This window comes from Hyphobacterium sp. (genome assembly GCF_965229905.1).
Taxonomy (GTDB): Bacteria; Pseudomonadota; Alphaproteobacteria; order Caulobacterales; family Maricaulaceae; genus Hyphobacterium.
In genome coordinates this window covers 1734385-1746743 of the sequence record NZ_OZ245930.1, presented here as the reverse complement: position 1 = coordinate 1746743, position 12359 = coordinate 1734385, and the positions used below count along the sequence as shown (strand labels likewise).

General features: G+C 63.7%; 13 protein-coding genes. 7 read left to right on the top strand and 6 right to left on the bottom strand.

Annotated features, from left to right (window positions below):
- Window positions 1–58: 58 nt before the first annotated feature.
- From ACO08C_RS08875 to ACO08C_RS08865, 3 genes are read left to right on the top strand one after another with little or no spacing between them, the layout of a single operon-like run.
- Entirely contained in the window at window positions 59–1360 is a 1302-nt protein-coding gene (locus ACO08C_RS08875; protein WP_421784988.1) for a phosphoribosylglycinamide synthetase C domain-containing protein, read from the top strand.
- A 28-nt stretch (window positions 1361–1388) separates the two neighbouring features.
- Window positions 1389–1952 (top strand): carboxymuconolactone decarboxylase family protein, encoded by a 564-nt coding sequence (locus ACO08C_RS08870; RefSeq protein ID WP_421784986.1) that lies wholly within the window; start codon window positions 1389–1391, stop codon window positions 1950–1952.
- A complete protein-coding gene (locus ACO08C_RS08865; protein WP_421784984.1) occupies window positions 1945–2607 on the top strand; it encodes an HAD-IB family phosphatase in 663 nt (220 codons plus the stop codon). Before ACO08C_RS08870 ends, ACO08C_RS08865 begins: the two co-directional genes overlap by 8 nt.
- On the opposite strand, the gene serA is transcribed toward ACO08C_RS08865, so the two are convergent.
- The 5 genes from serA to lepA all read right to left on the bottom strand — a co-directional run bounded on the left by serA (window position 2604) and on the right by lepA (window position 8279).
- Window positions 2604–3809 carry a phosphoglycerate dehydrogenase gene (gene serA, locus ACO08C_RS08860; protein ID WP_421784982.1) on the bottom strand — a complete coding sequence of 402 codons (1206 nt, stop codon included), beginning with the start codon at window positions 3807–3809 and terminating at the stop codon, window positions 2604–2606. The genes ACO08C_RS08865 and serA overlap by 4 nt on opposite strands.
- Before the next feature lie 63 nt (window positions 3810–3872).
- Window positions 3873–4403, bottom strand: coding sequence for a peroxiredoxin (locus ACO08C_RS08855; protein WP_421784980.1), 531 nt, complete (start codon window positions 4401–4403; stop codon window positions 3873–3875).
- A 70-nt stretch (window positions 4404–4473) separates the two neighbouring features.
- Window positions 4474–5679 carry a hypothetical protein gene (locus ACO08C_RS08850; RefSeq protein WP_421784979.1) on the bottom strand — a complete coding sequence of 402 codons (1206 nt, stop codon included), beginning with the start codon at window positions 5677–5679 and terminating at the stop codon, window positions 4474–4476.
- 98 nt (window positions 5680–5777) lie between these two features.
- Window positions 5778–6434, bottom strand: coding sequence for a helix-turn-helix domain-containing protein (locus ACO08C_RS08845; protein WP_421784977.1), 657 nt, complete (start codon window positions 6432–6434; stop codon window positions 5778–5780).
- Window positions 6435–6470: 36 nt separating this feature from the next.
- Window positions 6471–8279: a translation elongation factor 4 gene (gene lepA, locus ACO08C_RS08840; protein WP_421784976.1), complete on the bottom strand. Its 1809-nt coding sequence runs from the start codon at window positions 8277–8279 to the stop codon at window positions 6471–6473.
- A gap of 118 nt (window positions 8280–8397) precedes the next feature.
- Here lepA and ACO08C_RS08835 point away from each other — a divergent pair, with 118 nt between their 5' ends.
- The 4 genes from ACO08C_RS08835 (at window position 8398) to ACO08C_RS08820 (ending at window position 11616) form a co-directional block, all read left to right on the top strand.
- Window positions 8398–8841 carry a BLUF domain-containing protein gene (locus tag ACO08C_RS08835; protein ID WP_421784974.1) on the top strand — a complete coding sequence of 148 codons (444 nt, stop codon included), beginning with the start codon at window positions 8398–8400 and terminating at the stop codon, window positions 8839–8841.
- Window positions 8842–8928: 87 nt separating this feature from the next.
- On the top strand, window positions 8929–9522 hold the full coding sequence (locus ACO08C_RS08830; protein WP_421784972.1) for a DUF1134 domain-containing protein: 594 nt from the start codon (window positions 8929–8931) through the stop codon (window positions 9520–9522).
- A 10-nt stretch (window positions 9523–9532) separates the two neighbouring features.
- A complete protein-coding gene (locus ACO08C_RS08825; protein ID WP_421784970.1) occupies window positions 9533–10051 on the top strand; it encodes a GNAT family N-acetyltransferase in 519 nt (172 codons plus the stop codon).
- 248 nt (window positions 10052–10299) lie between these two features.
- On the top strand, window positions 10300–11616 hold the full coding sequence (locus ACO08C_RS08820) for a DEAD/DEAH box helicase (protein ID WP_421784968.1): 1317 nt from the start codon (window positions 10300–10302) through the stop codon (window positions 11614–11616).
- A 126-nt stretch (window positions 11617–11742) separates the two neighbouring features.
- Here ACO08C_RS08820 and ACO08C_RS08815 read toward each other — a convergent pair whose 3' ends face one another.
- Window positions 11743–12357, bottom strand: coding sequence for a nucleotidyltransferase family protein (locus tag ACO08C_RS08815; protein ID WP_421784966.1), 615 nt, complete (start codon window positions 12355–12357; stop codon window positions 11743–11745).
- Window positions 12358–12359 lie beyond the last annotated feature (2 nt).

Sequence of the window (12359 nt, the reverse complement as noted above, 5' to 3'; positions counted from 1 at the left end):
AATTCCGCTTCCGATCGGCCAAGCTGCGCACACAGCCGCAGCCGAAGAACTTCCGACCATGACCGATTCTGCACCGCGCCGTTACCTGTTCATCTCAACGGACGGTTATCTGGTAGACTCCGCCTGGCGCATCACGCGCGAAGGCCATGAGGTTCGCTATTGCATCGAGAACAAGGCCGAAGCGGATATCGGCGACGGCTTCATCCCCAAGATCGACCGTTGGGAAGACCATGTCGACTGGGCCGACGTCATCGTGTTCGATGACGTGCTCGGTCAGGGCGAGAAAGCCCGGGCCCTGCGCGAGCGCGGCAAGGCGGTTATCGGCGGCACGCCCTACACCGATCGTCTCGAGGACGATCGTTCCTTCGGCCAGGAAGAGCTGAAGAAAGCCGGCATCAATATCCTCCCCTACCGCGAGTTTACCGATTTCGACGAAGCCATCGCCCATGTCCGCGCCAATCCGCGGCGTTATGTGATCAAACCCTCGGGCGAAGCCCAGAACATCAAGCGCCTCTTGTTCGTCGGCATGGAGGAGGACGGGTCCGATGTCGCCCGCGTGCTGGAAGCCTACAAGCGGGTCTGGTCCGACACGATCAAGGTCTTCCAGTTGCAGCACAAGGTGACGGGAGTCGAGGTCGCGGTCGGTGGCTTTTTTAATGGCAACGAGTTCATGGACCCGATCAACATCAATTTCGAACACAAGAAATTGCTGCCGGGCAATGTCGGTCCGGCCACCGGCGAAATGGGCACGTCCATGTTCTGGTCGGGCCCGAACCGGCTGTTTCGCGAAACCCTTGCCAAGCTCGCCCCGCGCCTCGCGGAAGAGGGGTTCGTCGGCTATATGGACCTCAACTGCATCGTCAACAGCCAAGGTATCTACCCGCTCGAATTCACCTCGCGATTCGGCTACCCGACGATCCAGATTCAGTCCGATGGGCTGGCCATGCCGCTGGCCGATTTCTTCCACCAGATGGCCACCGGCGGGCAAGCTCGTTTCAAGGCCAAGAAGGGATTCCAGGTCGGCGTGCGTCTCGTCGTGCCGCCCTACCCGTTCAAGGACAAGGAGACGTTTGAGAGCTATTCGAAGGGCGCCGCCATCGTCTTCAAACGGCCGGTCACCGAAGGTGTCCACATACACGATGTGAAGCGGGTCAATGACGAGTGGCTGGTCACCGGCGGCGCGGGCCTCGCGCTGGTCGTGACCGGCGCCGGCGCCACTATGCGCGAAGCGCAGAAACAGGCTTACGCACGAATTCAGAACATCTTGATCCCCAACATGTATTTCCGCGACGATATTGGCGATCGCTGGATTGACGATTCCGACCGCCTCCACACTTGGGGATATCTGCGCGAGAGTTAGACGGATCGCCGTCCCGCCGGAGACTGACATGCCACGCTATCCCAGCCTCAAGGATGACGACTATCTGGAAGCCCTGTTCCGGCGCTTTCCGCGTGGCGTGAAACCGCTGCTAGAACTGCACGACGCACTGATGCGCGAGCCCTCCGAGCTGGATGTCGCCACACGTGAATTGATCGCGGCTTACGTTTCCGGTCTCAATGCTTGCCGGTTCTGTTTCGGCGCTCACAAGGCCATGGCGCAGGCTTTCGGCGTGAATGCCGAGCTGATCGATCAGCTGGTCGTGTCCGGGCCGCGCTATTCCGACATCGATCCGAAACTTGTGCCCTTGCTGGAGCACGTCCGTCAGATCACCCAGGCCCCGGGCGACACGACCGACGCTTCGGCCAAAGCCGTTTACGAAGCGGGCTGGAGTGAGGATGCGCTTTACGACGCCGTGGCCGTCGCGGCGCTCTACGCCTACATGAACCGTATTCTCGACGGGGCCGGCATCGAACCCAAGCCGATGTTCGGTAATCCGTCAGAGGACGAGCTGAAAGCCCGGCGTGAAGGCGACTACACCGGTTGGGGCCGGAAGGCCGGCCTCATTGATTAGCGCCCCCCGCCTTGTCTGTTTTGACGTCGATTCAACCCTGCTCGCGGTCGAAAGCCTCGACTTCGCTCTCACGCGGAAACTGGGGCCGGGCGCCGCGGAGACCATTGAGCAACTGACCTCGGGCGGCATGAATGGAACCCTGTCCTTCCGTCAGTCCCTGATCGCACGGCTCGACCTGGCCACGCTCAAACGCGCTGACATCGCCGCCGCCGCTGTCGCCTTGCGCGATCACGTCACGCCGGGCATGCCCGCATTGCTTGCCGCATTGCGCGCGCGCGGTGACCGGGCGTGCGCCATTTCCGGCGGCTTTGCCGATCTGTTGCGGCTGGTCCTGCGCGATCTCGGTTTCGGGGCCGGCGACATTTTCGCCAACACCTTCCAGTGGGAGGGCGAGATCGTCGCCGGTATCGATGTCGCCAATCCGCTTTCCGACAATGGCGGCAAGCCGGAAGTTCTCGAGCGCTTGCGCCGCCAACAGGATCACTCGGCTGTCTGGATGGTCGGCGACGGGGTCACCGACCTTGAAACCCTCAACCGCGGCGCGGCCGATCATTTCATCGGTTTCGGCGCCATTGCACGGCGCGAAGCGGTCGCGGAGCGCGCACCGGACTATGCCGATACGATCGACGATCTGCGCCGCTTCCTGCTCGGCTAGGCCCTGATCGTCCGGATCCGGATGGTGCCGGAGGCGTCCCGCAAGGTCGCCAGCAGGTCGTCCGGCACCACGCCTTCCACATCGGTCGAAACATAGCCGAGCTCACCGGCCGTGTTGAGGTATTGCGAGGCGATGTTCAGTCCCGCGCCCGACACCACCTTGGTGAGTTGCGAGAGATAGCCCGGCGCATTGCCGTGCAGCGCCAGGATGCGCGTGCGCCCCGGCACCATGTCGCCCGCCTCCAGCTCGGGAAAATTCACCGACTTGGCCGACCCGCCACTGGTCGCATATCGCGTCAGCTTGAGCCCGGCATCGGTCCCGATCGCCGCCTGCGCTTCCTCGGTCGAGCCGCCGATATGCGGCGTCAGCAACGCCGTCTCGCAAGCGCGCAGGGGGCTGATGAACTCATCATCCTTCGACGCCGGCTCTTCCGGGAAGACATCGATCGCCGCACCGGCGAGATGACCCGACTTCAACGCCGCCGCCAGGGCGTCGACATCCACCAGATCGCCGCGCGCATGATTGATCAGGAAACTGCCCGGCTTCATCTTCGCGATTGCCGCCTGATCCATCATCATGCGCGTTTGCGGTGTTGACGGAACATGCAGCGTGACAACGTCCGCCAGCGCCAGCAACTCGTCCAGCGAGCCGACCGGGCGGGCATTGCCATGCGCCAGCTTCGGTTCGGTATCGTAGAAATAGACATGCATGCCGTGCCCGGACGCCAGCACCGACAATTGCGAACCGATATTGCCGTATCCGACAATGCCGAGCTTCTTGGCCCGCACCTCGTGCGCGCCGGACGCGGATTTCATCCACTGGCCGCGTCGGATCGCCGCCAGCTTCTCCGGAATCCCGCGCATCAGCATGACGGCCGAGGCCAGTGTCAGCTCGGCCACCGACCGCGTATTGGCAAACGGCGCATTGAACACCGCCACGCCCCGGCGTGCGGCAGCGTCGAGATCGACCTGGTTCGTGCCGATGCAGAAACATCCGATCGCCAGGAGGTCCGGCGCGGCGGCCAGAACCTCGTCGGTGATCTTGGTCCGCGAGCGGATGCCGAGAAGATGCACGCCCTGCAGCGCAGCCTTCAGATCGGCGGCATCCAGCGCCGACGCCCGGCGTTCGATGTCAACGCCCGGCACGCGCTCCAGCGCCGCATCGGCATCGGGGTGAATGTTCTCGAGGAGGAGTGCTTTCATCGGTCCGGTCCCGCCTTGCTGCACAGCAGCAAAACAGGATTCCGGAGCGAATAGAAGCCTTGACTACTGCGCGTCCGACATCGCCCGCAGCGCGGCGAGCGAACGGTCGACATGCTCGTAAGGACTCATCTCTGTATATTCGAGCGCGATCGTCTGATCGGCGCCGATCACATAGGTCGTGCGCTGCGTCCAGCCGGGACGCATCATCAGCCCGACCTCATATTCGCTCATCATCCCGTCAGCGATCGCGAACACCGGAAAAGCCGAGGCGCAATGCTGGGTCGAAAACTCGGCGAGGCGGTCGGTATTGCCCGCCGTGATCCCGATCACTTGCGCGCCCAACGCTTCGAATTCATCAATGCTCTCGGCGAAACTGGCCGCCTGCGCCTCGCATCCGCCGGTGAACGCCGCCGGGAAGAAGAACAGAACGACCGGTCCGTTCGCCAGCGCTTCGGACAGGGTGAACTCGGCCGGCTCGCCGGCCTGGAAGCCGGAGACCGTGAAGTCGGGGGCCGTGTCACCGGGTTCGAGCTCAGCGAAAACGGCAGTGGACAGGGCAAGCGCGGCACTCGCGGCCACAATAGAACGGATCATGGCGGGTCTCCGGAATTGATACCGCGCCATAATATAGGCGAAAGGGCGCCGGCAACCAGAGGCGTGGTGTTCAGTCCGCCACCCGATCCGGCCCCCACTGGTTCACCGTGTCCCAGCCGACGATCTCCGCGGCTCTGCGCCGCGTGTCCTCCGGGGACAGCAGGCCCCGCTCGAGCGCCGATTTCAGCCAGTCGCCATAATGGCCGCCGGTGTCCGCGAAACCGTCCTCGACCATGGCGTGATAAGCCGCCGCCGCGAACAAATGCATGCCACCGTCGGCATGCCGCCAGCGCTGCACCGGATCGCGCGCAAAGCCCAGCCGGTCGGCGACGATCTGGTCGAGCGCCTGCGTCGAGCCCTCATTGATCACGCCGCGAAACGTGTTGTAGCCGAAGGCCGGATCGTGATCCTCCACAATGGAGACCATCCACGGGTCGGCCTCCAGCGCACCCAGCAGGTCCGCCAGCTCGCCATCATGGATGTCGAACGGCGGGTGGAAGATTTCGTGCGCGGCGACCCGCAACTGGATCGCCGGCTCCCATTCCTGATAGGCAATGAAGCGCTGGCCCATGATCCGGATGCCGTAGGGCTGCGAAAAGTTCGCGATCAGGATCTCGATTTGCGGGTCCAGCTCGCGGCCCAGCAGATTGGCCTGCTCAGGGATCAGGTCATAGGGCGAGACAGCCGCCAGATTGGTGGCGATCCCGGCTTCGACGGCGGCGGCGAAATTCTGCGCATACCAGGCCGAAAACCCGGCATCCCGCAAGGCTTCGAAGGCCGTCAGAATGGTCGGCATCAACTGGACAGCAGCTTCGAAACGGTCCGCATCCCAATGCGGCGAGGTCATTAATCCGGGCATCAGCCGGCCGCGCGGATCGCGGGCCGACGCAATCACATCCTCGATCGTGGCCACATCATGGGCAGAAAAGAAATAGGCCATGGACGGACCGCTAAGCACCCCGATCTCCTGGCGCAGGCGCCGGTCGATGGCATCGATGGCGGCCAGACCGTCGGCCGAAACATGCTCGCGCACCCAGGCAATCTCGCCGGGATAGATATCCGCCTGCATGATATCGCCGCCGGCCGCGCCGATCAGCAGAATGGCATCCATGCCTTCGGCCCGGGTCACCGTCCATTCGGTGGTCATGACGCCGTCGAGGTCGGTCACCGCGCCGGGATTGAGTTGGCCGTGCGCGCGGCTGCCCTCGGTGTCCTGGGCAAACGAAGACGCCGCCATCCACAGGGCGGCGAAACTGGATGTCAAAACTCGCAACAAGGGTCATCTCCATGCTCAAGGGTCAAACCCCTTCCCGGCAGCCCAATAGAGCGCGCCGGGTCGGCATCCGTCTTGAACAGGATTGATATTCCCGTGGATCAGGCGAGCGGAAAGCGCGCCGGCGTATATCCCGTCGCCTGCCTCAACAGCCGGGTCAGATGCGGCTGGTCGGCAAACCCGGCCTCCTGCGCGGCCGAGGCCGGGCTGGCGCCGGCTCGCAACAGGGCGATCGCGGTCTGAAGCCGGCGCTCCTTGCGCAATTGCACCGGGCCCAGCCCGAACCAGCGCTTGCAAGCCCGCGCCGCATGCTCGGCCGAGACCCCGCAGGAGGCGGCCAGCTCCTCCACCGGCGCCCACGGCTTCGCGGCGAGCAGATGGGTGAAAGCGACCAGCCATTCCGCCGCGGCGAGCGGCAGAACCCGGTCCGCTTCTTCGGCGGCCGCGTGCGCGGCGCGCGCAGCATCGCGCCGCGCCAGGCGTTCGAGCGCAGAAGGATCGGCAACCCGGATCACGGAAAACCCGTCCGCCAACGGGGCCGGCAGGTTGAGCACCACGGCTCCGCCGCGCCCGAATTGATCGCCATGCGCATGCCAGTCCGGATGCACGACCATCATCCCCGGTGTGCAGGCAAACCGCCCCTCGACGGTCAATTCCTCATAGCCGCCCTCCAGCACCAGCGCCGCATAGCCGCGCGCATGCCGGTGTATGGGCAGCGATGTGCCGGCCTCATGACGGGTCTCGTAAGCGATGGTCATGGGTAAGAGGCTAGCCGAAGCCCGCTGCGGTGGAAATTAATCCCCGTCCATCTTCAGCGCCGCAATGAAGGCTTCCTGCGGGATTTCCACCCGCCCGAACTGGCGCATTTTCTTCTTGCCGGCCTTCTGTTTCTCGAGGAGCTTTCGCTTCCGGGTCGCATCGCCGCCATAGCATTTCGCCGTGACATCCTTGCGCAGCGCCGACAGCGTTTCGCGCGCGATGATGCGTCCGCCGATCGCCGCCTGGATCGGGATTTTGAACATGTGCCGCGGGATGAGATCCTTCAGCTTCTCGCACATCGCCCTTCCACGCGCTTCCGCGCGGGAGCGGTGGACGATCATGGAGAGCGCATCCACCGGCTCGTCATTGACCAGGATCGCCATCTTCACGAGGTCGTTTTCGCGGTAATCCTTCCATTGATAATCGAAGGAGGCATAGCCCTTGGTCACGGATTTCAGCCGGTCGTAGAAATCGAACACCACCTCGTTGAGCGGCAATTCATAGACTACCATGGCGCGGCTGCCGGCATAGGTCAGCTCCCGCTGGATGCCGCGCCGGTCCTCGCACAGTTTCAAGACGCCGCCGAGATATTCGTCCGGCACCAGGATCGTCGCGGTGATCCAGGGTTCGGAAATCGTGTCGACCTTCACCGGGTCCGGCATGTCGGCCGGATTGTGGAGATCCATCTCCGTCCCGTCCGTCATTTTCAGCTTGTAGACCACGGACGGCGCCGTGGTGATCAGCTCGACATTGTATTCCCGCTCCAGCCGCTCACGGATCACCTCCAAATGGAGCAGGCCCAGGAAGCCGCAACGGAAACCGAAGCCGAGTGCCGCCGAGGTTTCCATCTCGAAGGAGAAGGAGGCATCGTTGAGGGCCAGACGCTCAATCGCGTCCCGCAAATCCTCGAACTCGGCGCTATCGACCGGAAACAGGCCGCAGAACACCACCGGGATGGCCGGCTTGAAGCCGGGCAGCGCCTTGTCGGCCGGGCGCCGGTCATCGGTCACCGTGTCGCCAACGCGGGCATCGCGCACCTGCTTGATCGAGGCGTTGAGGAAGCCGATCTCGCCCGGGCCGAGCACGTCCGTGTTTTTCTTCGCAGGCGTAAAGAAGCCGACCCCGTCCACCGCATAGGCCGCCCCCGTGCCCATCAGGCGCACCCGCATGCCCTTCTTCAGCTGGCCTTCCATGATCCGCACCAGGCAGATCACGCCGAGATAGGGATCATACCAGCTGTCGACGAGCAGCGCCTTCAACGGCGCGTCCGGATCGCCCGCCGCGGGCGGCGGCAATTTGGTGACGATGGTTTCCAGCACCTGGTCGACATTCAGACCGGTCTTGGCCGAAATCTCGATGGCATCCTGCGCCTCGATCCCGATCACATCCTCGATCTGTGCTTTCACACGCTCCGGTTCGGCCGCCGGCAGATCAATCTTGTTCAGGATCGGTGCAATCTCGAGATCCGCCTCGATCGCCTGATAGACATTGGCCAGCGTCTGCGCTTCCACGCCTTGCGCGGCATCGACGACGAGCAGCGCGCCTTCGCAGGCATAGAGCGAACGCGACACCTCGTAGGCGAAGTCGACATGGCCCGGCGTGTCGATCAGGTTGAGCGTATAGGTTTGCCCGTCCTTCGCCTCGTATTTCAGGCGCACGGTTTGCGCCTTGATGGTGATGCCGCGTTCGCGCTCGAGCTCCATATTGTCGAGCACCTGCTCCTTCATCTCGCGCTCTGTCAGCCCGCCCGTGATCTGGATCAGGCGGTCGGCGAGCGTCGATTTGCCGTGGTCGATGTGCGCCACGATGGAGAAATTGCGGATGAGCTTGGGATCGGTGGTCATGGCGCGGGAAGTAGCACTGCCGGTAGGGTCCGCCAAGCACTGTATGCGCTAGCGCCCACGGCCGCTTGTCAGCTATCGCAAGCGGCTTCATATTGGCGGCTTCAACCGGGGGGTGAATATGGCGGGCAACGTTTCCCGGCTCATATATATTTCGACCGCAAAGAGCGGGGTCACGAAAAAGGACGTTGAGAACATTCTCGCGACCGCGCGCCGCGTCAACGCCGAACGCGGCATCACCGGCATGCTGTTATACGATTCCACCAGCTTCATGCAGCTTCTCGAGGGTCCGCAGGACAACGTCTCGAAGACTTTTGATGAGATCTGCAGGGACGGCCGGCATCACAATGTCGTGCTGATCATGCGCCAAACCGGCGTCCCGCGGCAGTTTCCGAATTGGACGATGGGATACTCGCTGCTCGACGACCCCCGCATACTGCAAGGCGAAGGCTGGTTTCCATTGACGCTAAGTCAGCTCGAGAAATCACTGCCGGCGGCCATCGATCCGGATATTCGCGTATTGTTCACCAGCTTCTTGAGCGTCCGGCTGAAAGAATCGGCTTAACGTCGCTTCAACCGGATCGCCATTGTGTTGCCGGAATTGGCACCCAGATTCAGATGTCGGGACAGACCGACCGTCAGGAGACCCGAAATGTCGCTTCACCGCCTCGCCCTCGCCGCATTGGCCGCCGCCGGCCTCGCCGCGCCCGCATGGGCCCAGGAAACCGATTACGGCCAGCCAAGCCAGTATTCTGAGGGGGTCGACACCTATTCCCAGGAAGAAATGGTTGATGCCGTCGCCGATTTCTTCGGCGTGACGGCCGAAGCGGCCGCCGCAGTTGTGGAGCGGGTCTTTTCCGATCTCGGCCGCCCCGTCGGTTATGTGGCTGGCGAAGAGATCGCCGGCGCTGTCGGCGTCGGCCTGCGCTATGGCGAAGGCTATCTGACCATGCGCAATGGCGAGCGCGCCCATGTCTACTGGCAGGGCCCGTCGATCGGCTTCGATACCGGCGGCAATGCCAGCCGCGTTTTCGTTCTCGTCTACAACATGGACGATCCGGACCGCATCTATCGCCGCTTTCCCGGCGTTGAGGGCTCGGCCTATTTCGTCGCCGGCCTGGGCGTGAATTATCAGCGTGCCGACGGCATGACGCTGGCCCCAATCCGCTCCGGTGTCGGCCTGCGCGCCGGCGCCAATGTCGGCTATCTCGCCTATTCCCGGCGCCGCAACTGGCTGCCTTTCTAGGCGGTCGCGAATGCAAATCAGAACCGCCGGCGAAGACGATCATGCCGGCATCGCAGCGGTGCTGACGGCAGCCTTCGCACAACCGGACGAAGCCGATATCGTCGCAGCCTTGCGCGACGACGACGCCGACAGCCTCGAGCTGGTGGCCGATCATCACGGCCGCATCATCGGCACCGTCATGTTTTCGCCGGCCAGCGCCGAACTTTCGGATGGCCGCATCCTGCGCGGCCTGGGCCTCGGCCCGGTCGCGGTGGCACCGGGCCAGCAGAGCAAGGGGATCGGTACGGCCCTGATCGAAGCCGGTCTCGAGCATTTCAAACCCTATCCCGTGGCCTTTTTCTGTGTGCTCGGTGAACCGGACTACTACGCCCGCTTCGGCTTCACGCCGGCCATCGAACGTGGCTGGACGTGGCAGGCCGATGACGGCTCCATCCCGGAAATACGCGACGCCTTCCAGATTGTTATTCCGCGCGACCTCCCCTCGGGGACCGGTATCGTCCGTTACCATCCGGCGTTCGGGACCGGATAATTTCGCCTTGCTATTGCCATGAAGGCATGTGAGAGAGCGCCCGTCTTTGCACCGCGCGTAGAAGTCCGCTCGCCGGACATGCGGTGCCGATAGGCCGAGCCATCGTTCAATCCGGAACGCTGGCAGTAAGCCCCACCCTCGGAGGACGAGGGATCATCCAGGCGGCTGGTCTACGCAAGCTCCCTATTTTTGAACATTCGCGGCGCAGCCCATTGCGGCGGCGGGCGCATATTTGTGAAAGTTGTCTTTTGACCCAGTTTACACAGCTCGGCCTGGCCGAACCGATTCTCCAGGCCCTCAATGCCGAAGGTTATACCGAACCGACGCCGATCCAGGCGGAGGCCATCCCGGCCCTGCTGGCAGGCCGCGATCTCCTGGGTACAGCCCAGACCGGTACCGGCAAGACCGCGGCCTTCACCCTGCCGATCTTGAACACGATCGTCAGAACCGGCACGCGGCCGCAACCGAAATCCTGTACCGCGCTAATCCTCGCCCCGACCCGCGAGCTGGCGCTGCAGATCGCCGAGTCCGTGACGACCTATGGCCGCCACGTCCGTCCGCGCATTGCCGTCGTCATGGGCGGCGTGAAGCCCGGCGCCCAGATCCGCGCCATGAAGGGCGGCGTCGACGTGCTCATCGCAACGCCCGGCCGCCTCTTGGATCACATGAATACTGGCGCCATCCGCTTGGACGGTCTGAAAACCGTCGTGCTCGACGAAGCCGACCAGATGATGGATCTCGGCTTCCTGCCGGGCATCCGCAAAATCCTGAACGCCACGCCGAAGGACCGCCAGACGGCGCTGCTCTCGGCCACCATGCCCAAGCCGATCCGCGCGCTCGCGCATGATTTCCTCACCGACCCGGTGCAGGTGTCCGTGGCCCCGGTTGCGCGGCCGATCGAACAGATCGACCAAACGGTTCAATTCCTCGACAAGCCGCAGAAACTCGAACGCCTGGTCAAGGTGTTGAGCCAGCCCGGCGTCACCAGCGCCATCGTCTTTACCCGCACCAAGCATGGCGCGGACAAGGTCTGCCGCCGCCTCAACAAGGCCGAGCTCGCCGCCGTCGCGATCCATGGCAACAAGTCGCAGAACCAGCGCCAGCGCGCGCTCGACGGCTTCAAGGCTTTCCGGTCGAACATACTGGTGGCGACCGATATCGCGGCGCGCGGGATCGACATTGACGGTGTCTCGCACGTCGTCAATTACGAGCTGCCCAACGTGCCGGAATCCTATGTTCACCGTATCGGCCGCACCGCCCGCGCCGGTGCCACTGGCACCGCCATCGCCTTCTGCGACGCCGAAGAGCGGCCGCTCCTGAAGGATATCGAGCGGCTGATCGGCTATCGCCTCGCCGTGACCGACGAAAACGGCAAGATCGAGCATCCCTCGAAACCCTTCTCGGAAGAACCCAGGGGCCGCAGCCACAAGCCGGGCGGCGGGCAGAAATCCGGCAGCCAGGCCGCACGTGGTTCCGGCCAGAGAAGCGCCAGCCAGCGCCGCCGCAATCGCCGCCGCCGGTCCGCCCGCAAGGGCGGGACGCAGGGCGCAGCCGCGCAGGCTTAGGGGCAGCTCTTCTTTCTCCCCCCGTTTACGGGGGGAGTGTCCCGGAGGGACGAGGGGGGCAGTTGCCCCCTCCACCACTTCGTGGTCCCCCTCCCCCGCTAGCGGGGGAGGAAAGAGCACCCACCCTTAATCAACAGCAGCCACAAACTCGATCTCCGGCCAGAGCTCTTTTTGCCGGGCGATTTTGGCATTCCAGTGCTCTGGCATTGAAATATCCGGCATCGGTTTAACCACCAGCGAGAACAATTCGGCGAAACCGTAAGGCGCAATCAGTTCGGGCAAGCCGTTCGCGTCCAGGCGTATCGCCACAGCATGCGTCAGCGAGGCGAAATCCCGCACCGCATCTTCGGTCGAACGAATGGGCGCGCGATCCACGCCATACTTGGCGGCAAACCAGATCGGCACCCGCGCCTGGTTACAAATCTCGACCTCGGCTTCGAGATCGGCAAACGCCTTGGCGGCCCGTTTCACCACCGCCGCCTCGCCCTCCGCCGTCAGGTCCGACGGATCGCAATAGGCAAGATCATAATCATTGACGCCATAATCGGCAGGCCGGCCCGTCAGCCGGTTCCAGACCGCCTGATAGACGGCACCCGCCATCAACGCCCAGTCCGGCAGATCGAGTGTCCGCGCCCGTTCGAGCACATCCGCAGCGGTGGAATTCGCCATCACCGCGTCGATGACAAACGCCCTTTGCTCGGCTTCAGGGGCATCTGCCATGCGTCGCGGGTCGAGCGCCATGC

Coding starts and splice junctions, on each gene's coding strand:
- ACO08C_RS08825 (WP_421784970.1), top strand. CDS start 9,533: ATGCAAATCAGAACCGCCGGCGAAGACGATCATGCCGGCATCGCAGCG.
- ACO08C_RS08815 (WP_421784966.1), bottom strand. CDS start 12,357: ATGGCGCTCGACCCGCGACGCATGGCAGATGCCCCTGAAGCCGAGCAA.
- ACO08C_RS08855 (WP_421784980.1), bottom strand. CDS start 4,403: ATGATCCGTTCTATTGTGGCCGCGAGTGCCGCGCTTGCCCTGTCCACT.
- ACO08C_RS08845 (WP_421784977.1), bottom strand. CDS start 6,434: ATGACCATCGCTTACGAGACCCGTCATGAGGCCGGCACATCGCTGCCC.
- lepA (WP_421784976.1), bottom strand. CDS start 8,279: ATGACCACCGATCCCAAGCTCATCCGCAATTTCTCCATCGTGGCGCAC.
- ACO08C_RS08875 (WP_421784988.1), top strand. CDS start 59: ATGACCGATTCTGCACCGCGCCGTTACCTGTTCATCTCAACGGACGGT.
- serA (WP_421784982.1), bottom strand. CDS start 3,809: ATGAAAGCACTCCTCCTCGAGAACATTCACCCCGATGCCGATGCGGCG.
- ACO08C_RS08870 (WP_421784986.1), top strand. CDS start 1,389: ATGCCACGCTATCCCAGCCTCAAGGATGACGACTATCTGGAAGCCCTG.
- ACO08C_RS08835 (WP_421784974.1), top strand. CDS start 8,398: ATGGCGGGCAACGTTTCCCGGCTCATATATATTTCGACCGCAAAGAGC.
- ACO08C_RS08830 (WP_421784972.1), top strand. CDS start 8,929: ATGTCGCTTCACCGCCTCGCCCTCGCCGCATTGGCCGCCGCCGGCCTC.